Genomic DNA, 19,143 nt, shown 5'->3' with positions numbered 1-19,143 from the left:
CGGTTTACTTCAAGTGCTCCGGCACTGCGATGCCGGCCTCGCGGTAGTACTTGAGCGCGCCCGGGTGCAGCTTGACGGTGATGTTGTCGAGCAGCGAGGCATCGATGCTCTTCCACCACGGGTTCGACTTGGCCATGGCCGCCAGCCCCTCCCAGTAGGCGCGGGTGAGCTGATAGGCGGTGGCCTCGTCCATGTCCGACAGCGCATAGGCGACCACCGGCAACGAGGTGGTCACCACGTCGTGGTCCACGCCCGGGTACGTGCCTTTCGGGATCACCAGCCGCGTGCGGCCCGACGCCATGACCTGCTCTTCGGTCATCGACAGCAGGCGCACCGGCGAGCTGGCTGCCACCTCCACCACGTTCGGCGCCGGCCACGAACCGGCCGACGCAAAGCCGTCCACCTGGCGGTTCTTCATCGCCGCGCCGGCGCCGGACAGCTCGATGTCGATCACGTCCACCTTGCCCTCCAGCCCCAGCTGCTTGAAGGTCTTGACCGCCTCGGTGGCGCCGAACGAGCCCTTGCCCGTCACGAAACGCTTGCCGGCCAGGTCGGCAAAACTGTTGATGCCCGCATCGGCGCGCACCACGTAATGCATGGTCAGCGACGGGATCGGGAACATGCCGCGGATCTTCTTGAACGCCTCGTCGGCCGGCTCGAACGGCTTCTCGCCCGCCACCGCCTTCTCCACCAGCGCCGGCGGCGAGGTGAACATGTAATGCGAGCCGCGCCCGGTCGACTCCATCACGTTCTGCACCGAGCCCTGGCTCTCCTCCACGGTCACGATGATGCCGCTACCACTGGCCGCCTTCACCGTCTCGCCGATCTGCACCGCCATCTGGTAATACGACGTCCCCGCCTTGGCCGCCTTTAGCGTCACACGGGTTTCGGCTGCCGCCAGGGAAGAAGTCAGAGCCAGCGCCAGCGCCGTGCCCAGGGTTGCAAAGCGTCCAAGCTTCATTGCGATCTCCATCGATTCGCGCCCGCCGGAACTCGCACGAGCGGGTCAGGCCCCAGCCTGACGATTTTGTTGATTTATTTTATGGGTGAAGCGTATCGGCATCGTTGCCAGATACAGCGAAAGTACTATGGCACAAGAGTGCCGGAGAGGGGAGATTGACACCCGCCGGTAGTGAAAGCTCAAGCGACCGGCGGTAGGGTTGCCCTGTGGTAATGGGGGACGACGTCAGTCTACGGTCCCGGTGCCGAGGGGCGAAGCGTCGAGCCGGGCCTTGAGGCGGGCGCCATCGACATCGTTTCAATCCACGCCCCTCGTTGCCGAGGGGCGAAGCCAGGGCAATCGTCATGCGGCGCCGCGTTCGGGTTGTTTCAATCCACGCCCCTCGTTGCCGAGGGGCGAAGCCGATGACGCGGGTCTTGTTGCGCAGCAGGTCGATGTTTCAATCCACGCCCCTCGTTGCCGAGGGGCGAAGCGGTGAGCATGAGCCCATGCTGGGTGTGACGCGCAAGTTTCAATCCACGCCCCTCGTTGCCGAGGGGCGAAGCACCGTCAAACCAGATGCTGGGGTCGTCGTCGAACGGTTTCAATCCACGCCCCTCGTTGCCGAGGGGCGAAGCGATGACGGCCGACGTGCAGCAATTGCCGCCAGCGAGTTTCAATCCACGCCCCTCGTTGCCGAGGGGCGAAGCACGATCAGCGTTGTCGGAACGTCCCGCGCCGTTGGCGTTTCAATCCACGCCCCTCGTTGCCGAGGGGCGAAGCGCCGTTGAGCGGGCGATCGGTCGGGTCCCAGATGTTTCAATCCACGCCCCTCGTTGCCGAGGGGCGAAGCACAGCTTCGACGGCAAAAAGATCGCGCTCAAGTTGTTTCAATCCACGCCCCTCGTTGCCGAGGGGCGAAGCTCTTCTCGCGGTCGGTCATTGCCTCGGCTCCTTCAGTTTCAATCCACGCCCCTCGTTGCCGAGGGGCGAAGCCTGAATTTGTGTCAAGCACAGAATTTTAAGAAAACGGTTTCAATCCACGCCCCTCGTTGCCGAGGGGCGAAGCGGACAATAGCTAGCTTCGAGCCGATGGTGCTCAAGGCGTTTCAATCCACGCCCCTCGTTGCCGAGGGGCGAAGCCGTTGTAGATGCCCCGGCGCTCTGCCGTCTGGCTGTTTCAATCCACGCCCCTCGTTGCCGAGGGGCGAAGCACCGTGACAGAAACCGCGCCTGCTGTGGTGTTGCAGTTTCAATCCACGCCCCTCGTTGCCGAGGGGCGAAGCGTCATCCCTCAGTACTACGGCCAGGCCGAAGTAGTTTCAATCCACGCCCCTCGTTGCCGAGGGGCGAAGCACTTCCTCGACCGCGCCGCCGTCGATGTTGATCTTGTTTCAATCCACGCCCCTCGTTGCCGAGGGGCGAAGCCCAAATCGATTTGGACAAAAAGAGTCGTCGTATCGTTTCAATCCACGCCCCTCGTTGCCGAGGGGCGAAGCCGACGTCGTCGCCGGCAATCTCGAATGCAGCGACGTTTCAATCCACGCCCCTCGTTGCCGAGGGGCGAAGCCCGTCGGTGCCCTTGACGGCGTTATCTCCCACACAGTTTCAATCCACGCCCCTCGTTGCCGAGGGGCGAAGCGTCGGTGGCGGCGGCGTAGTGGGTACGGATGGCGGTGTTTCAATCCACGCCCCTCGTTGCCGAGGGGCGAAGCCCAGGAGGCCGCGGGGCTTCTTGACGCCGTCGCCGAGTTTCAATCCACGCCCCTCGTTGCCGAGGGGCGAAGCCCATACGGATGGCGCTGGCCCGTGCGGGCTAACTTGTTTCAATCCACGCCCCTCGTTGCCGAGGGGCGAAGCCCGCCTCGGCCTGAAGGGTTACGCCTGGGATACCGCGTTTCAATCCACGCCCCTCGTTGCCGAGGGGCGAAGCCCGCGCAACCACCTCCACCGCTTGCCCCACCGTCGATGGGGTTTCAATCCACGCCCCTCGTTGCCGAGGGGCGAAGCGTCAGTTAATTTCATATTGTGCGCCTTCGCTGATGTTTCAATCCACGCCCCTCGTTGCCGAGGGGCGAAGCGGCCGGCGTCGGTCAGACAGTTATCGAGGTCAACGAGTTTCAATCCACGCCCCTCGTTGCCGAGGGGCGAAGCGGCTCAAAAAGAAGCGTTGAGGGTTGAGCCGGCTGTTTCAATCCACGCCCCTCGTTGCCGAGGGGCGAAGCGCAGTGTTGATGCCGAGCAAGTGCGCCACAAGGGGTTTCAATCCACGCCCCTCGTTGCCGAGGGGCGAAGCGGAGCCGACGCCTGGCGCCACGATCACAGACTGGGGTTTCAATCCACGCCCCTCGTTGCCGAGGGGCGAAGCACCGGGACCAAGCACGTCACCAAAGTGCCCGGCGGTTTCAATCCACGCCCCTCGTTGCCGAGGGGCGAAGCCGGGTGTCCCGTCAGGATAAGTTGCGCCAGACATGTTTCAATCCACGCCCCTCGTTGCCGAGGGGCGAAGCACGATCAGCGTTGTCGGAACGTCCCGCGCCGTTGGCGTTTCAATCCACGCCCCTCGTTGCCGAGGGGCGAAGCGCCGTTGAGCGGGCGATCGGTCGGGTCCCAGATGTTTCAATCCACGCCCCTCGTTGCCGAGGGGCGAAGCGAATGACATGCTTTGCGTGTTCGACGTGCCGCGATGTTTCAATCCACGCCCCTCGTTGCCGAGGGGCGAAGCTGTATGCCGCCGCGGGTGCGGGGGTGATGATGTCGTTTCAATCCACGCCCCTCGTTGCCGAGGGGCGAAGCGGCGCAAGCCCTTGGCGAATACGGGAGAGCAGATGTTTCAATCCACGCCCCTCGTTGCCGAGGGGCGAAGCTGTCATTGCCGTGATACGCGTCATGTACGACGACAAGGTTTCAATCCACGCCCCTCGTTGCCGAGGGGCGAAGCGCAAGACACGGACGGTGAACATTACGACACCTACGTTTCAATCCACGCCCCTCGTTGCCGAGGGGCGAAGCGGCCGATCTTGCGGCGAGATTCGTCGACGATCGGGTTTCAATCCACGCCCCTCGTTGCCGAGGGGCGAAGCGTTTCAACATCGGCGAACGGTTCGCCCATCGGCTGTTTCAATCCACGCCCCTCGTTGCCGAGGGGCGAAGCTCGGGGACAACATCCCCCTCAAGGCGGTATCTGAGTTTCAATCCACGCCCCTCGTTGCCGAGGGGCGAAGCTTCATCGCCGTACATCAACGCACATGCCCAGAAATCGTTTCAATCCACGCCCCTCGTTGCCGAGGGGCGAAGCTCCCTGTCGGACATGCCAGCCGCCTTAACGGCGTGTTTCAATCCACGCCCCTCGTTGCCGAGGGGCGAAGCCGGTGCCGGATGTCGATACCTCGGTGCCGAAGCTCGTTTCAATCCACGCCCCTCGTTGCCGAGGGGCGAAGCAGCAATTGAAATGGTTAAACGACCGCATCATCGTTGTTTCAATCCACGCCCCTCGTTGCCGAGGGGCGAAGCGGGCGGCGGCAATGACCGCGGCAGGGTCTTGGCAGGGTTTCAATCCACGCCCCTCGTTGCCGAGGGGCGAAGCCTGCTTGTGTCCCCGGCCTTCTTCAATTTACCTTGTTTCAATCCACGCCCCTCGTTGCCGAGGGGCGAAGCACTTCATCTACAACCGATTGATTTGATGGCGCTGCAATGCTGACTTGCGCGAACTCGTTCCGGCAGTGTCGAGAAGGTCGGCATTGCGAGTGGGCGAATCATCAAAGTGTTGTCGAATCAGGGCCTTGTAGCTCGCGCGAACCTCATGGCGGTTTCTCCATCGCTTGGGGTTCGCGCGTCGTCGATTCTACAAGACGAGCGGGCCTTCGAAGTCGGTGGCGCGGAAGGTGCCGTGTTCTCGCACTTCGGCGCCGCGGCTGTCGGGCAGCCGGTAGAGGCGCAGGTTGTCTTCGTCGAGTTCGATTTCGGAGAGCAATCGCTGTTCGAGGGCCTCGAGTTGCATCCGGTCGATCTGGAATTCGAAGACGGATTTCTGGACTCGTTGGCCGACACCTTCGCAGACCTTGGCCACGCGGCGCAGGCGACGACGACCGGCGCGGGTTTCGGTGTTGATGTCGTAGCAGGCGATGACCAGCATGGCTTACCTCGTGAGATAGGGCGGATAGTCGTGGGTTTCTTCGCGCAGGGTGCGGGCGAGCAGCCGAGCCTGGACGAGGGGGATGAGGCCAAGGGCGACGGGCTGGGCCAGCAGGGCGTGGGTGATCTGCTCTTGCTTGCGCTCCTGCCAGGCGACCACCACGGTCTTGCGGGCATCGCCTTCGAGCATGACGGCGCCGCCTTCGCGGTGCTCAAAATCGTCTGCGTTGATCTGGCCCCGGTTGATGAGGGTGAGTGCGAGGCGGTCGGCGACATGACGGAATTCTTCCATCAGGTCGAGTGCGAGCGCGGCGCGGCCGGGGCGCAGGGCGTGGAGAAAGCCGACTTGCGGGTCGAGCCCGGCTGCTTCCAGCGCGGAGCGGCAGTCGTTCATGAGCATGCTGTAGAGGAAGGAGAGCACGGCGTTGAAGCGGTCGCGGGGTGGGCGGCGGCTGCGGCCGTTCATCTGGAAGGTGTCTCGCACGTTCTTGCGCAGTAGCAGGTTGAGCGCACTGAAGTATTGCCGCGCGGCTTCGCCTTCGAGGCCGCGCAAGGTGTCGAGGTCGGTTGCTGTGGGCAGTGCGCGCAGGCTGGCGGCCAGGTCTTTGGCGCTGCGGGTGATCTGGCTGGCCTCAGTGTCGTCCTTGGCTTCGCGCGCACCACGCAGCAGCACCTGGCGGCTGTTGCGGATCTTGCCGGCCACGAAGTTGCGTGCCACGGCGAGCGCGAAGGCTGGGTCGCGGGCCTTGTCGAACTGGGCAGCGCGCAACAACACGTTGCCGGAAACCGGGCCTTCGAGCCGCGCCTTGAAACGGCCGTTGCCGTCGAGCATGACGAGCGATATGCCGGCGTCGGCAACACGGTGCATGAGGGGCGTGGATAGCCGGATGTTGCCAAGGCAGACGATGGCGCCGAGGTGGTGCAGCGGTACGCGCAGGCGGGTGTCGTGTTCGACTTCGACGCGCAGGGTGTCGTTGTCCAGGTGCAGGTAGCTGTCCGGCGTGGTGACGTAGAGCGTGTTGAGCAGTTGCATGGTCAGGCATCCGGGTCGAACAGATGGGAAGGGGTGTCGGCCAGGCGCGTCAGGGCGTCGGGTTGGCATAGGTCGCGCAATGAGCAGGCGTGGCAGCGATCGTCATTGACCGGCGGCGGGGTGCGCCGGGTGGCGAGCATCTGCCGGATCTCGCGGGTGGCCGACTCGACGTGTTCGCGCAGGGCGGGGGTGATCGATACGACCCGGCGCCGCTTCGATGTGGCGTAGAACAGCGCGCCTTCCGGCACGGGTTTGCCCGTCATCTCTTCCAGGCACAGGGCCTGTGCGGCCAGTTGCAGATCGTCGCAGGCGGCGACGGCGGCCTTCTTGTTGCGGCTGCCGTGTTTGTACTCGACGGGGTAGGCGGTGCCGTCGGGCAGGAATTCGACCACGTCGGCCTTGCCGATCAGCCCGAGGCGCTCACTCCACACCGGCAGCGCCCGCTCGACGCGCAGGCCGGGGCGCAGTTCCACGCCGGGTTGATCGACACGCGCGTGCACGGCTTGACCGCGCTGGGTGTAGAGGTTGTCTTCGAACACCTGTTCCAGATGGATCAAGGCCCACTGGCGCGGGCAATAGGCCCAGTGCTGCAGGGCGGACAGCGGGATGGGGTCGTCGCCGTCAGTCATTGCGCTTGAAGCTTCTGATTGCGTTGCTATCATTGATAGCGTTGTTATCAAAGGAGTGGGTCATGGCGGATATGGTGCTGAGAAATCTGGACGACGATCTGAAGCAGCGGCTGCGCGAGCGCGCGGCCAGGCATGGCCGTTCGATGTCGGCCGAACTGCGCGCCATCGTGGCGGAGGCGCTGGCGCGCCCCGAGCCGGCAGACCCGGTCGAGGAGTTCAAACGCCTCGCGGCCAAGGTGCGAGCCCTGAGCGCCGGGCGGCCGCAAACGCCCTCCGAGGAATTGCTGCGCCAGAGCCGGGACGAGCGATGAGGTGGGTGGTCGATGCCAGCGTTGCTGCCAAATGGTTTGCGCCAGAGCCCGACGCGGAAGCGGCACAACGGATATTGGGGCACGAACTGTATGCCCCGGATTTGCTGTTCGCCGAAGTGGCCAATATCTTGTGGAAGAAGCAGCGGCGCGGCGAGCTGGCGGACGAAGTGCCCGAGATCGCCGCCCGCATGTTGCTGGGCATCGGCGTGCATGCGAGCCCCTGCGCCGACCTGATGCCCGAGGCGAGCGCGCTGGCGGCTCGCCTCGACCACCCCGCCTACGACTGCTTCTATCTGGCGCTGGCGGTGCGCCATGGCATCGCCATGGTGACGGCAGACCGGCGTCTGGTCGCCCGCTGCCAGCAGCCTGACGCCGCCGATCTGCAGCAGTTCGTCCGGCCGCTGGCAGCGTTCGAGCATTAACCCACCCGGCGCTGCAGGCTGACGCCGGCCGGCAGGGCCGCGTCGTCGATGCTGACGGCGTAGTCGGCGAAACTGCGCGGCACTTCCGCCTCGGGTTTGCGCGCGATGCGAATGCGATCGAACAGGTCGTGGGCATGCGCGTTGCCCAACTCCGAATCGTGCTTGAAGACGTACAGCCCGCGGGTGGACATCTCGCCGCGCGCGGCCGAGCGGTCATGCTCGAACATGTGCTCCAGCGACTGCCATAGCAGCTCGAGGTCGTCATCGCCGAAACCGGTCTGCCTGGCGAGGAAGGACGACACGAAGCCGTGGGCCACGTAGATGCCATAGGGCACGGTGTGCTTGCGGCCCATGGTGCGGTTGTCGCCTTCCTGCTTTTCCGCCTCGGCCTCGGTGGCCACCGCCATGCGGGTGATGGAATGCTCCAGCGCCACGACGGGGTCGACCGAGCGCGCGAAGGTCAGCTGCACCGGGCCACGAACCTGGCCGCAGTTCACGCCGGTGGACATCACGGCGCCGAAAGTGCGCACGTCGAAGAAATTGGCGCACATCCAGTCGCGGGCCTTGCTCACCGTGTCGCTTTTGCCCTTGCGCTTCTTGTCTTCGCCTTTCAGTTCGTCCTCGGCACCCACCGACACATAAGCGCGTTCGTGCGTGCGGTTGAGTACGGCCTTTTCCTTCACGTAGATCTCGAAAGGCGGCTCTTCGCCTTTGACCAGCCCCACGAAGTTGCGCACCTTGCGCTTGAGCGACACGTCGGTGACCAGTCCGTGGCCGGATTCGGCGTCGAGGCGCGGCAGGTTGCCGGCGTCCGGGTCTCCGTTGGGGTTGCCGTCCTTCACATCAAAGACGAGGACGAAGTCGTAGCGGTTGGTGAGTGCCATCAGAGGGTCTCCTCAAGGGGTTCGGTGGATTCGGCAGGGGTGGATTTGGTAAAGAAGGCCTGGCGCTGGTGGTAGTAGCCGAGAGCGAAGCGGCCCTGATCGGCGAGCGCAAGGTGTTTTGGGAAGTCGGACAGGCCGTCCATGATTTCGCCGATCGTCTTTTCGAAATTGACGACTCGACCTGTCGGCAGCTTCTTGAGATGGGCGTTCTTCAAGCGCAGGAGGGTCGTGAATACGGCCACCGGCGTGCTGGAGGCGGCGCCGTAGTAGCGATCGCGGATTGTCGCGTTGAGCCCCGGGCTGGCGGCTTCCTGGATGCGTTCGAGCACGGCGAAGAGCCGGCCGAGGCGGTAGGCCGGGTTGGCTTGGGTCGGGTCGAGCATGGGGCGATACTCCTTCTCGGAAGTCGGATGGCGGGAAGCGGTCTGGCGGATCTGGCGATTGAGGCAGGCCTTGATGGCGGCGGCGCGCAGGGTGTTCACATGCTGTTCCGCACGGCAGCGCTGAACGGCTGCGTTGAGCCAAGTGGGTGGAAACGGCACGCCTTCGAGAATCGCGCGCATGATGTCGCCGCCCAGCCGGGGCGGAATGTTGTTGGCCTTGTGCTGCACGGCAATGGCCGTGAGCAGGCGGAACAGGCTGGGGAACTCCGGGTCGTTCGGTCCGCGCGCGATGGCCAGATCGTCGAACCAGGCGGTGATGCGCCGGGCGATCTCGCCCAGCGGTGCCACATGCCAGAAGCGCACGCTGATGCGTGCGGCGTTGGGCGCCAGCCCGAGCACGAAAAAGCGTGTCTCGCCCCGTGCGCCGTCGAACTTGCCACTGTGCACAGCTTCGTACAGCGCACGAACCTCGCCGGTGCGGGCATCGGGATCGTCGCCGTCGCCGAACAAGGTGGCGAAGATGTCTTCGACCGTGTCGGCCTTCTCGGCCCAGAACACGGTCGAGGCGTCGCCGACCTGGATGCGTTGGCGGGAGCCCTTGGCGAGCAGGTGGTTGAGCGCCGTGGTGTAGGCGAAGGCGGCGGCGGGGCAGACAGGGGCGTTGGCGCCTTGCTCCTTGCCGAACGAGCGGAAGGCGTCGAGGTTGAAGGACACGATGTTCGCGCCCGATGTTTGTGCTCCCCAAACGCCCTTGATGGCGTTGTGCAGCCGCTCGGCGTCGCTGCTGCGGCCAGTCACGAGGCAGATGCCGCTGGCGTCGATCGGTGCCGCTTCGTGGCTGATGCCGTCGAGGACCTCGGGGCGTTGGCACACCAGATCGGTGTCCGGCGCAACGCGAAAGCTCATCAGTGGATTGGTTTCGAGCACCTCGGGCCAGGCCGGTTGCGAGGCGAGTTCAGCAACGGGGTTGCGGCCGAGAAATGCCAACACGGCGCGGATGGCCGGATCGTCCTGGGCGGGCAGGGCCTCGATCCGCTCCCGGAAGGCCGCCCGCTGCTGAACAATGCGCTCGGGCTTGCCCTTGGTGTCGATGCCGACGACGTATTCGGCGGTATCCCACAGCAGATTGGCGGCGACGCCCGATGTCTTCTTCACGCCTTGCGGCACGAGAAAGCGCGCTGCCACCTTTTTCTTGCCGTCGAGTTGCCGCGTGTCTTTCAGACCGAGCAAGGCGCCATCGGCGTCGAGTTCGATGATGAACGGGATCTCCTTGTCCTCGAAGCCATAGGCCGGCAGCCGGCGGGCGGGGTCGGGATCGCGCTGCTTGCGCTGGTAGTAGTCGTACAGAGCCTGAAGAATCATCCCCGCACCTCGATGCCGTTGAGGTCGAGCACGCCGTGCTTGATGTTTGCGCGGAAGAAGGTCGGGCGCGGATCGGCGGGGTTGGAAAAGTCCATGTCGTGGAGCATCCAGCCCAGGTCGCCGTCGACCTCTGCGACCGGTGGTGGGCCAGCCTCGTCCGCGTCGATCAGGCGGAATCTGGCGGCGAATTCGCGGCAGCCGAGATAGGGCTGATTGACGCATTGCCCCTTGGATGCGCGGCGGCGGAACATCTCGGCGTACTTGGCGGCGGTGTCGTTGGGTGCGCGTTCGGGCAGGAATTCGAGGTCCGCATGCAGCCGGTAGGCCACGTCGCGCAGGATCAGGCCGGCGCGTTGCTGGCGCTCGTCCTCCACGTAAAGCGCCAATTGCCCGCGCCCGGTGTTCATGGCCGTGGTGACGTTGCGCGTCGAGACGACGGCGCCGACTTCGTTGCGCCGCACGCTGGTCCAACGCACCGGCTTGAGCACCTCGATGCGTCGCACATGCCACCGGATGGCCGGTTTCCAGAGAATGCTCTCGAACACCGCCCGCGCCGCTGAGGGGGTGATGAGATCGTAGGAGACACGCTCGACTTTCATCTCCGGGCGCGTGAAGCAGGCGAAGTCGCCACTGACTTCGAGGCAGAATGGGCTCATGAGCATCCCTTAGCTGAGATTGACGCGATCACCGCCAGCGCAACGGAGATGATCGGATGACGGAACAATGCAAGAACAACAATCCCAAGCGCTGCGTAGTAGCGGTGATTGGGTTGGTCTTTCATCAGTCTTAGTTCGCGGAGTAGCTGTTCGAGGTTGCGCATCCGTAGCTCCCTGGCCAGGGTTGTACGGATTGTAGTTCACTGTTCTTGGTAAAAGAAGGAACAATTGATTTTGCTTTTCGATTCCTCGTATCATGACGCTACGCTTCGGCGTGGATTGAAACTTGGTAAACGAAGGAACTGTTGTTGCTGATCTAGCCCCGCCTCCGGGCGGGGCGCTCATTTCAATCTTTGGGTTCATACAAACAATCCCGCCGGATCGCCCGGCGCCCCTGCTGCATTCGCGCCGAGCACGTCGTCGTAGAACACATCCGAAGCCTGCACATACAGACCGGGGCATCCGCCGAGTTCGCGGATGTCGCCGCCTGCCAGCAGGCGCTGGATGTCGTGTTGGTACAAGGTGACGCCGTAGCGCTGCAGCTTGCGCAGCAGGCCGCGGTTCGGCCCGTCGCGCTCGATCTTGCCGACGATGGCGTCGACGTTTTCCGCTGCGTCCGGTCGCCGGTAGTTCACGATCACCGTGCCGCCATCGTCGTTGTCGATCAGGCGGAAGGCCTCGGCGGCGTCGCGAAAGCGCACCGCGCCGTGGTCGACGCGCAGCATGTCGCAGATGCCGCGGCGGTCAAGTTGGGCGTCGGCATACAGCTGGCGGAAAAATCGATCGAACAGCGGCAGGCCGAGCGGGTCATCGTCGGTTGTGCTTTGCCACAGGGTCTTGCAGGTGTCGCGCGCCTGCCGCAGTAGGCCGGGTGGCGGCTCGGAGGGCGGTACGAAGACGTGCACCTCGCCGCCTTCGGCCAGACGTCCTTCGCGGTTGCAGCGCCCTGCGGCCTGGGCAATCGAGTCCAGCCCCGCCATGGCACGAAAGACCACGGGGAAGTCGAGATCGACGCCGGCTTCGACTAGTTGGGTGCTGACCACGCGTACCGGTGGGGCGGCGTCGCCACGCGCAAGGGCTGCGCGTCGATCGGCGAGTGCGGATTTGATGCGGGTGATGGTGTCGCTGCGATGCTGCGGGCACATCAAGGCCGAGAGGTGGTAGAGGCCCTCGGGCGCGCGGGCCTTGAGCAAGGCGTGCAGGTCGCGTGCATCCTGACGGCGGTTGACGATGGCGAGCGCGGCGGGGTGTGCGGTGATCCGGTCGGCGATGGCCGGCCAGTCTTCGCGCAGGTTGAGATCGGTCGGGCGGTGTATCCGGACGCGGCGCAACGCGTCATAGAGGGCGGGCACGTCGTCGATGATTTCGATCACCGTGTCTGGGTCGAAGCCGCGCAGGTTCTTGCGCGCGTCAAAGCCTTGTGCGTGGGTCAGTGCCGGCTGGGTGGCGGTGCATAGCACGAGCGTGACGCCATAGTCCCCCACCAGCAGACGCAGCACGTCGAGCACCGGCTGCAGGAAGTCCACGGGCAGCAGTTGCGCTTCGTCGAGCACGATGACGCTGCCGACCAGGTTGTGCAGCTTGCGGCAGCGCGAGGTGCGCCGCGCGAACAGGCTTTCGAAGAGTTGGACGTTGGTGGTGACGATGACGGGGGCGTCCCAGTTTTCGCAGGCGAGGCGCGAGCGGGCGGTTTCCTGGCGGTCATCCAGTTCGGCGTTGCTGTGGTGTTCGACGACGTTCTCGTCACCGAGCACGGCGCGGAAGATGTCGGCCGTCTGTTCGATGATGGAGGTGTAGGGAATGGCGTAGATGACCCGGCGCTTGTCGCGTGCGATGGCATGGCGCAGCGCGAAGCCGAGGCTGGCGAGAGTCTTGCCGCCACCGGTGGGAACGGTCAGCGTGAATACGCCGGACGGGCGAATCGCTTTCTCGCGGCACTGGCGCAGGACGCTGGCACGCAGGTGATTGACCGGTGTGTCGGCCGCGGCCGCGGTGAGGGTCGCCATGTAGGTGTCAAAGCGTTCCTTCAGGGTGGTGAGTGCTGCAAAGCCGTTGCGACGTGCGGCCTGGTCGCCATCCATGAAGGCTTCGGTGTCGAGGAAGTCGGCATCGACGAGGCACGAGAACTGCATGCGCAGCCACAGTGCGAAGCTGCCGGGGGTGCCTGTTTTGTGGTCGGTGGGTAGATTTACCAGCGAGGGCAATGGCAGGTCGGGGGCCAGCAGCGTGGCAGGCGGTGCCGCCAGGCGCGTGTCGTGAAGTTCTCGCTGCGCGTCCTCCCCAGCCAGACGCTCCTTGAGGCCCTGGTGCCAGTTGTCGAGCCCGGCGTGGTGGCCGGCGATCAGGTAGCTCAGCACATGGGCGACGAATTGCCCGTGCGGTCCGTGGATCTGTGTCAGATAGTCGCGCGCATGCAAGGCACCGGCGGCCGAATGGGTCTTGTCCTTGCCGGCGACACGGCCTTCGATGTGGGCGTCGGCATCGTGTGATTGCCGGATGTAGCGTTGAAATCCGCGACGGTACTTGCCCAGGTCATGCCAGAGGCCTGCAAACGCCAGCCAGTCTGCGGCCATGAATGGATGGCCGAATGCGCTGGCCAGCGCCGACACACTGCTCAGATGGTCGTCGAGTGCGTGGCCGCTCGTGGTGCCGTCCGAAGCGATGCGCAGGTGGGCCAGGGGGATGTCGATCATGGTCGGCTTGTCGTTCGAGGGATGCGCTGCATTGTCCGCGCCATGAGGCTCACCGAGTGAGCCCGTCGATTTGTCAGCCATAGGATCTGCTCATCTGCCGCATCTCCTCCGCCACCACCGCCCGCAACCCCTCCGGCGCCAGCACCTCGCAGTGCCGCCCGTGCTTGAGGATGTCCATCAGCAGTTCGCGGTGGTCGGCGTAGGGGATCTCCAGAAGGTAGTGGCCGTCGGCATCGAAACTGCCGCGCTGGTCGGGGTGCCAGTGTTCGGCGGCGACCCAGCGGGCGCGTTCGGGGGAGAAGCGCAGGCGGGCGGTTTGGACGGCGGGGCCGGCGAAGATGCCGTAGCCGGGGCCGAGGATGGTGTCGAGGCGGGTGTCGGGGATGTCGTGGGCGGGGGTTTTGAGCAGGTGGACATGGCGGATGCTGTCGACGGCGAAGTTGCGCAGCTCGCTGCGCAGGTGGCACCAGGCGTCGAGGTACCAGTTTTCGCGGTAGTGCACGAGGCGCTGGGGGGAGATGTCGCGTTCGCTTTCTTCGCCCTTGCCGCGCGCGTAGTAGCGGATGGCCAGGCGTTTGCGCTGCAGCAGGGCGGCGCCGATGGCTTCGAAGTGGGTGAGCTTGGCGCTGCGCTTGCCGATGCCGACGATGAGCACGCGCTTGCGTACTTCGTCGGCGGGGTGGCGGGCGGCGCCCATGAGGGCGTTGAGGCGCGCGACCAGCGGGGCGACATGCGGTGCGAGGATGCCGCCGGGGTCGAGGTTGGCGAGCAGGTGCTGCATGGTGAGCAGGGCGTGGATCTCTTTGTCGGAGAACCACATGCCGGGCAGTTCGATCTGGCTACCGACGGTTTGCGTGGGGTCGATGCGGTAGCCGGCCAGTTCGCGATCCCAGACGATGGGGGTGTTCATGGTGTCGCGCAGGAAGGCCAGATCGCGTTTGAGCGTGGCGGGCGACACTTCGAGCTGATCGAGCAAGGTCTGGCGGCTGACGCTGCGCCGCTCATCGAGCAGGCGGCGGATGCGGGCGATGCGGTCGGTCTGGCTCATGCGCGGGCTCGTCGGGCGAGAGCGCCAAGCTTATCGGGTATTTGTGGATTCGCAGTGAATATGCGTCAAGATTTTTGGCGGTGCTCGTCGGGCGGCGGCGCCGGTGCGAGCCGTCGTGCCGGCTGGGGGCGATGCATGGCCGCCCCGGCGGGGCGGCGGAGGTGTCAGGCTTGGCGGGCAGATTGGCCCAGCCGCTGCGAAATTTCTTTGGCGCAGGCCATCAGGCGGGTGGCGATGGGGCCGTCCCAGGCGGGGTCGAAGCTGTCGGCGGGGCCCATGGCGGTGAGGGCCAGGGTGAGGTGGTTGCCGCTGTCGAAGACGGGGGCGGAGAAGGCGTTGATGCCGGGGATAGGGTTGCCCAGGGCGCGGGCGAGGCCGTGCTGGCGGATCTCGGTGATGGTTTCGTCGGCATGGCGGCGCGACTGGCGCAGCGCGGGTTGTTCGTCGCTGCCGAGTTGGGCCAGTTCGCTGTCGACCAGCGGGCGGGTGATGCGCTCGGGCAGGAAGGCGGCGAACAGGCGGCCGGTGGCCGAGGCCATGAGCGGGGTCATGACGGTGCCGGGGCGCATGTTTACGTGGATGGGGCGGCTGCATTCTTCGATGCGCACGATGGTCGGGCCGCGGTTGCCCCACACGGCGATGGCGATGTTGAGCTGCAGGTCGTCGGCCAGCCGGGCGATGGCGGGGGTGGCGGCGCGGATCGGCTCGACCTGTTCGAGGGCGGTGAGCCCCAGTTGCAGCGAGAAGCCGCCGAGGCCGTAGCGGCCGGTGGCGGCGTCCTGCTCGATGAGGCCGAGCTTGCAGAAGCTGACCAGGTAGGGGTGGGCCTTGGCCGGCGGCATGCCGGCTTCGCGGGCCAGATCGCGCAGCATCATCGGGGCGCCGTGGCGCACCAGGGCCTGCAGCAGCGTGCCGCCGACTTCGATCGACTGGATGCCTCGGCGATCACGTTCCATGGGGGATGTCTTCCGTGTTTTTGGCGGCATCTTAGCAGTTTTCGGGCGAAACACCGGGGGGCGCCCGGGTCGTGAATTTGCTATTAACAAAATAATTGACTAATAACGAATCGAAAACTAGGATGCAGATGTCGCGGTCAACCGGATGCCTGCATCCGTTTCGATTGACCCAGTCTTACCCCAAGATCACGGAGTGCCCCATGAACACCAAAGTCTTTGCCTCCCAGGCCGACCTGGAAGAGAAAAAAGCCACCTTCGAACAGCTGTCCTCCCATTGCTGGGCCTACACCGCCGAGGGCGACCCCAACACCGGCGTGATCATCACCGACGAGGCGGTGCTGATCTGCGACACGCTGGCCACGCCGGTGATGGCGCAGCGCCTGATCGCCGAGATCCGCAAGGTGAGCGCGGCGCCGATCAAGTATGTGGTGCTGTCGCACTATCACGCGGTGCGCGTGCTCGGCGCTTCGGGCTACAAGGCCGAGGGCATGGAGCAGATCATTGCCAGCCAGGGCACCTACGAGATGATCGTCGAGCGTGGCGAGCAGGACATGAAGTCGGAATACGAGCGCTTTCCGCGCCTGTTCCAGAACTTCGACTCGGTGCCGGGCCTGACCTGGCCGACCATCGTCTTCAAAGACGAGATGACGCTGTACATGGGCGGGCTCGAAGTGAAGGTGATGCACCTCGGCCCCGGCCACACGAAGGGCGACACCGTGGTGTGGGTGCCGAGCGAGCAGGTGCTGTTCTCGGGTGACCTGGTCGAGTGCGACGCGGCTTGCTACACCGGCGACGCGCAGCTCGAAGAATGGCCCGCCACGCTGGACGCCATTGCCGCGCTCAAGCCGCAGGCGGTGGTGCCGGGCCGCGGCCCCGCGCTGACCACGCCGGAGAAGGTGGCCGAAGGCCTGGCCTACACCCGAGATTTCGTCACCACGCTGTACAGCTCGGCCAAGGAGGCCGCCGCCCAGGGGCTCGACCTGAAGGCCGCCATGGCGCTGATCCGCCAGCAGATGGATCCGAAGTTTGCCCAGGTGTTCATCTACGAGCACTGCCTGCCCTTCGACGTGACCCGCGCGGTGGACGAGGCCAGCGGCATCAAGCATCCGCGCATCTGGACCGCCGAGCGCGACCAGGAAATGTGGCACGCGCTGCAGGCGGACTGAGCGGCGCAATTCTTCAGACAACCCCAGGCGGCCCACTGTGGCCGCCCGATCCTCAAGCCGGCAGCGCAGCGAACAGACCGGCCGAGATCCCAGAATTGTCCAAAGGAGGACGCGACGTGTTGAGCATGTACAAGTATCCGAAGTTCGACTACCGCAAGCCGGCGGAGCTTGCCGCGGGTGAGAACGGCGCGCCGGGTCGCTACCCGGTGGTGGTGGTCGGTGCCGGCCCGGTGGGCCTGGCGGCGGCGATCGACCTGGCCATCCAGGGCCAGAAAGTGGTGGTGCTCGACAACGACGACACCGTCTCCATCGGCTCGCGCGGGGTGTGCTACGCCAAGCGCGCGCTGGAGGTGCTCGACCGCCTCGGCTGTGGCGACGAGATGGTGGACAAGGGCGTGTCGTGGAATGTCGGCCGCACCTTCTTCCGTGAGGAAGAGGTGTTCAACTTCAACCTCTGCCCCGAGCCGGATCACCACCGCCCGGGCATGATCAACCTCCAGCAGTACTACCTGGAGGAGTACCTGGTGAAGCGCGCCGAGGCGGTGGGCGTCGAGCTGCGCTGGAAGAACACCGTGATCGCCGTCAATCCGGGCGAAGACAGCACCGGTCTGCGCGTCGAGACGCCCGACGGCGCGTACAACATCGACACCGACTGGTTGATCGTCGCCGACGGCGCGCGCTCGAGCATCCGCGCCATGCTGGGCCTGGATATCGAAGGCAAGATCTTCATGGACCGCTTCCTGATTGCCGACGTGGTGATGAAGGCCGACTTCCCCACCGAGCGCTGGTTCTGGTTCGACCCGCCCTTCCACCGCAACCAGTCGGTGCTGCTGCACCGCCAGGCCGACAACGTCTTCCGCATCGACTTCCAGCTGGGCTGGAACGTGGACCCGGAGGTCGAGAAAAAGCCCGAGAACGTCGTCCCGCGCATCAAGGCCATGCTGGGTGATGACCGCGAGTTCGATCTCGAATGGGTCAGCGTGTACACCTTCCAGTGCCGGCGCATGCACAGCTTCCGCCACGGGCGCGTGCTGTTCGTCGGTGATGCCGCGCATCAGGTCTCGCCCTTCGGCGCGCGCGGCGCCAACTCCGGCATCCAGGACACCGACAACCTGGCCTGGAAGCTCAAGCTGGTGATGGACGGCAAGGCCCCGGCCGCACTGCTCGACACCTACTCCGAAGAGCGCGTGTTCGCCGCCGACGAAAACCTGATGAACTCCACCCGCTCCACCGACTTCATCACCCCCAAGAGCACCACCAGCAAGACCTTCCGCAACGCCGTGCTGGGCCTCGCCGAGCACTATCCGTTTGCCCGCGCGTTGGTGAACTCCGGTCGCCTCTCGGTGCCGGCCTATCTCACCGAATCGCGGCTCAACACCGCTGACGCTGACAGCTTCGCCGGCAAGATGGTGCCGGGCGCGCCGATGGACGATGCCCCCGTCAAGACCGACAGCGGCGAGCCCTGGCTGCTCAAGGTGCTGGGCAACCGTTTCCAGCTGCTCTACATCACCGACGACGCCAGCCGCCTCGACGCCGCCACCGCCTCGGCACTGGCCGCGCTGGCCGAGGGCGAGATTCCGGTGCAGGCCATCGTCGTGGCAAAGACCGGCACCGCCCCGGCGGGCCTCAAGACCGTCATCGACACCCGCGGCCGCATCGCCGAGCGCTACGACGCCCAGCCCGGCACCTGCTACCTGGCCCGCCCCGACCAGCACGTGGCCGCCCGCTGGCGCGCCTTCGACGCCGCTGCCGTCAAAAAAGCGGTGGCCGTGGCCACCTGCAACGCCTGAGGAGACCGACCATGTCCCTGATCACCACCAGTAATTTCGCCGAACCGGGCAAGCGCTACTTCCAGACCTTCAGCCCCGGCGATGACTTCTACGAAGCCCTGATCGACATGCACCGCGACCTCACCGACGAGCAGTCGGCGATGGTCAATGCGCGGCTGATTCTGCTGCTGTCGAACCATATCGGCGACATCAGCGTGCTCAAGGAGGCGATGGCGGTCGCACGCGAGGGGGTTTGACGCGTCGCGAGCATGATCAGAACGGCGGGCTGCGGCTCGCCGTTTTTTGTGCACCGGCGACGTAGGGCGGGTTTCAACCCGCCACGGCGGTTCGGCCGTGTTTGGCCGGATGAATCCGGCCCTACGGGCTTGTGACGAACTTTGCCCATGCGGGTTGGTGTGCGTTTGCCACCTTCCGTTGGCCGGGTCTCGCCCCGGCGGGCGACTTACTTCTTTGTCACGCGACAAAGAAGTAAGCAAGAAAACGCCCCTGTACGAGTCAATCACATGGGTAACAGTTTTGTTCGGAGACATGGGTTACACCCTGAGCGTCAGGTAGTCATCTTTTTCGCCGGCAGTGCATCGCTCATCGAAGTGACCGATCCTGAGCGGACCGAAGTAGACATCCCATAGTCCGTCGCCGACCGGTTCGAAACCAACGCTCTGGCCTGTGAGCAGGTAGCCGATGTAAATGCGCATGGAGCGCCAATAGATCAGGCCGCCACTGGATACCCTGTTGC

16 protein-coding genes, 1 pseudogene and 1 CRISPR repeat array are annotated in these 19,143 nt (G+C 65.1%); of the genes and pseudogenes, 5 read left to right on the top strand and 12 right to left on the bottom strand.

Annotated elements, in window-relative coordinates:
• Positions 1-4 precede the first annotated feature (4 nt).
• The 4 genes from I8J34_RS22280 to cas4 all read right to left on the bottom strand — a co-directional run bounded on the left by I8J34_RS22280 (position 5) and on the right by cas4 (position 6,736).
• On the bottom strand, positions 5-961 hold the full coding sequence (locus I8J34_RS22280; RefSeq protein ID WP_214363840.1) for a TAXI family TRAP transporter solute-binding subunit: 957 nt from the start codon (positions 959-961) through the stop codon (positions 5-7).
• Between the two features lie 294 nt (positions 962-1,255).
• Positions 1,256-4,597: a CRISPR direct-repeat array (repeat unit 37 nt; unit sequence GTTTCAATCCACGCCCCTCGTTGCCGAGGGGCGAAGC).
• Between the two features lie 187 nt (positions 4,598-4,784).
• The gene (gene cas2 / locus I8J34_RS22275) at positions 4,785-5,075 is read right to left on the bottom strand and encodes a CRISPR-associated endonuclease Cas2 (RefSeq protein ID WP_214363839.1); all 291 of its coding nucleotides are present in this window, start codon (positions 5,073-5,075) and stop codon (positions 4,785-4,787) included.
• A 3-nt stretch (positions 5,076-5,078) separates the two neighbouring features.
• Positions 5,079-6,107 (bottom strand): type I-C CRISPR-associated endonuclease Cas1c, encoded by a 1,029-nt coding sequence (gene cas1c / locus I8J34_RS22270; RefSeq protein ID WP_214363838.1) that lies wholly within the window; start codon positions 6,105-6,107, stop codon positions 5,079-5,081.
• 2 nt (positions 6,108-6,109) lie between these two features.
• Positions 6,110-6,736, bottom strand: coding sequence for a CRISPR-associated protein Cas4 (cas4, locus tag I8J34_RS22265; RefSeq protein WP_214363837.1), 627 nt, complete (start codon positions 6,734-6,736; stop codon positions 6,110-6,112).
• Positions 6,737-6,798: 62 nt separating this feature from the next.
• Between cas4 and I8J34_RS22260 the strand changes: the two genes are divergently transcribed.
• Together I8J34_RS22260 and I8J34_RS22255 are read left to right on the top strand one after the other, a co-directional pair.
• Positions 6,799-7,047 (top strand): FitA-like ribbon-helix-helix domain-containing protein, encoded by a 249-nt coding sequence (locus tag I8J34_RS22260; RefSeq protein ID WP_214363836.1) that lies wholly within the window; start codon positions 6,799-6,801, stop codon positions 7,045-7,047.
• Positions 7,044-7,469 (top strand): type II toxin-antitoxin system VapC family toxin, encoded by a 426-nt coding sequence (locus I8J34_RS22255; RefSeq protein WP_214363835.1) that lies wholly within the window; start codon positions 7,044-7,046, stop codon positions 7,467-7,469. The genes I8J34_RS22260 and I8J34_RS22255 overlap by 4 nt, the downstream gene beginning before the upstream one ends.
• On the opposite strand, the gene cas7c is transcribed toward I8J34_RS22255, so the two are convergent.
• From cas7c to I8J34_RS22220, 7 genes are all read right to left on the bottom strand, one after another.
• The gene (cas7c, locus tag I8J34_RS22250) at positions 7,466-8,353 is read right to left on the bottom strand and encodes a type I-C CRISPR-associated protein Cas7/Csd2 (protein ID WP_230411963.1); all 888 of its coding nucleotides are present in this window, start codon (positions 8,351-8,353) and stop codon (positions 7,466-7,468) included. The two genes, I8J34_RS22255 and cas7c, sit on opposite strands and share 4 nt — an antisense overlap.
• Entirely contained in the window at positions 8,353-10,098 is a 1,746-nt protein-coding gene (gene cas8c / locus I8J34_RS22245) for a type I-C CRISPR-associated protein Cas8c/Csd1 (RefSeq protein ID WP_214363834.1), read from the bottom strand. The genes cas7c and cas8c overlap by 1 nt, the downstream gene beginning before the upstream one ends.
• Complete coding sequence (gene cas5c, locus I8J34_RS22240) at positions 10,095-10,754, bottom strand: type I-C CRISPR-associated protein Cas5c (protein WP_214363833.1); 660 nt, start codon at positions 10,752-10,754, stop codon at positions 10,095-10,097. The genes cas8c and cas5c overlap by 4 nt, the downstream gene beginning before the upstream one ends.
• Complete coding sequence (locus I8J34_RS22235) at positions 10,751-10,918, bottom strand: hypothetical protein (protein ID WP_214363832.1); 168 nt, start codon at positions 10,916-10,918, stop codon at positions 10,751-10,753. The genes cas5c and I8J34_RS22235 overlap by 4 nt, the downstream gene beginning before the upstream one ends.
• Positions 10,919-11,113: 195 nt before the next feature.
• Positions 11,114-13,447: a CRISPR-associated helicase Cas3' gene (cas3, locus tag I8J34_RS22230; RefSeq protein WP_214363831.1), complete on the bottom strand. Its 2,334-nt coding sequence runs from the start codon at positions 13,445-13,447 to the stop codon at positions 11,114-11,116.
• Positions 13,448-13,520: 73 nt separating this feature from the next.
• Positions 13,521-14,495, bottom strand: coding sequence for a helix-turn-helix transcriptional regulator (locus I8J34_RS22225; protein ID WP_214363830.1), 975 nt, complete (start codon positions 14,493-14,495; stop codon positions 13,521-13,523).
• Between the two features lie 164 nt (positions 14,496-14,659).
• Positions 14,660-15,451: an IclR family transcriptional regulator gene (locus tag I8J34_RS22220; protein ID WP_230411962.1), complete on the bottom strand. Its 792-nt coding sequence runs from the start codon at positions 15,449-15,451 to the stop codon at positions 14,660-14,662.
• 200 nt (positions 15,452-15,651) lie between these two features.
• Here I8J34_RS22220 and I8J34_RS22215 point away from each other — a divergent pair, with 200 nt between their 5' ends.
• The 3 genes from I8J34_RS22215 (at position 15,652) to I8J34_RS22205 (ending at position 18,643) form a co-directional block, all read left to right on the top strand.
• Positions 15,652-16,617 carry an MBL fold metallo-hydrolase gene (locus I8J34_RS22215; RefSeq protein ID WP_214363828.1) on the top strand — a complete coding sequence of 322 codons (966 nt, stop codon included), beginning with the start codon at positions 15,652-15,654 and terminating at the stop codon, positions 16,615-16,617.
• A 116-nt stretch (positions 16,618-16,733) separates the two neighbouring features.
• Complete coding sequence (locus I8J34_RS22210) at positions 16,734-18,407, top strand: FAD-dependent oxidoreductase (protein WP_214363827.1); 1,674 nt, start codon at positions 16,734-16,736, stop codon at positions 18,405-18,407.
• 11 nt (positions 18,408-18,418) lie between these two features.
• Positions 18,419-18,643, top strand: a complete 225-nt coding sequence (locus I8J34_RS22205) for a DUF2783 domain-containing protein (RefSeq protein WP_214363826.1) — start codon at positions 18,419-18,421, stop codon at positions 18,641-18,643.
• Between the two features lie 297 nt (positions 18,644-18,940).
• Here the strand turns inward: I8J34_RS22205 and I8J34_RS22200 are convergent.
• Positions 18,941-19,143: pseudogene (locus I8J34_RS22200) on the bottom strand (hypothetical protein); the annotation flags it as partial.

The sequence above is a fragment of the Denitromonas iodatirespirans genome (genome assembly GCF_018524365.1).
GTDB lineage: Bacteria > Pseudomonadota > Gammaproteobacteria > Burkholderiales > Rhodocyclaceae > Nitrogeniibacter > Nitrogeniibacter iodatirespirans.
Note: the sequence above shows the minus strand (reverse complement) of the source record. Positions and strands in the feature narration are given on the sequence as shown.

What these genes read in the sequence shown, in the direction of transcription:
- I8J34_RS22280 (WP_214363840.1), bottom strand. Translation starts at nt 961, where the DNA reads ATGAAGCTTGGACGCTTTGCAACCCTGGGCACGGCGCTGGCGCTGGCT.
- cas2 (WP_214363839.1), bottom strand. Translation starts at nt 5,075, where the DNA reads ATGCTGGTCATCGCCTGCTACGACATCAACACCGAAACCCGCGCCGGT.
- cas1c (WP_214363838.1), bottom strand. Translation starts at nt 6,107, where the DNA reads ATGCAACTGCTCAACACGCTCTACGTCACCACGCCGGACAGCTACCTG.
- cas4 (WP_214363837.1), bottom strand. Translation starts at nt 6,736, where the DNA reads ATGACTGACGGCGACGACCCCATCCCGCTGTCCGCCCTGCAGCACTGG.
- I8J34_RS22260 (WP_214363836.1), top strand. Translation starts at nt 6,799, where the DNA reads ATGGCGGATATGGTGCTGAGAAATCTGGACGACGATCTGAAGCAGCGG.
- I8J34_RS22255 (WP_214363835.1), top strand. Translation starts at nt 7,044, where the DNA reads ATGAGGTGGGTGGTCGATGCCAGCGTTGCTGCCAAATGGTTTGCGCCA.
- cas7c (WP_230411963.1), bottom strand. Translation starts at nt 8,353, where the DNA reads ATGGCACTCACCAACCGCTACGACTTCGTCCTCGTCTTTGATGTGAAG.
- cas8c (WP_214363834.1), bottom strand. Translation starts at nt 10,098, where the DNA reads ATGATTCTTCAGGCTCTGTACGACTACTACCAGCGCAAGCAGCGCGAT.
- cas5c (WP_214363833.1), bottom strand. Translation starts at nt 10,754, where the DNA reads ATGAGCCCATTCTGCCTCGAAGTCAGTGGCGACTTCGCCTGCTTCACG.
- I8J34_RS22235 (WP_214363832.1), bottom strand. Translation starts at nt 10,918, where the DNA reads ATGCGCAACCTCGAACAGCTACTCCGCGAACTAAGACTGATGAAAGAC.
- cas3 (WP_214363831.1), bottom strand. Translation starts at nt 13,447, where the DNA reads ATGATCGACATCCCCCTGGCCCACCTGCGCATCGCTTCGGACGGCACC.
- I8J34_RS22225 (WP_214363830.1), bottom strand. Translation starts at nt 14,495, where the DNA reads ATGAGCCAGACCGACCGCATCGCCCGCATCCGCCGCCTGCTCGATGAG.
- I8J34_RS22220 (WP_230411962.1), bottom strand. Translation starts at nt 15,451, where the DNA reads ATGGAACGTGATCGCCGAGGCATCCAGTCGATCGAAGTCGGCGGCACG.
- I8J34_RS22215 (WP_214363828.1), top strand. Translation starts at nt 15,652, where the DNA reads ATGAACACCAAAGTCTTTGCCTCCCAGGCCGACCTGGAAGAGAAAAAA.
- I8J34_RS22205 (WP_214363826.1), top strand. Translation starts at nt 18,419, where the DNA reads ATGTCCCTGATCACCACCAGTAATTTCGCCGAACCGGGCAAGCGCTAC.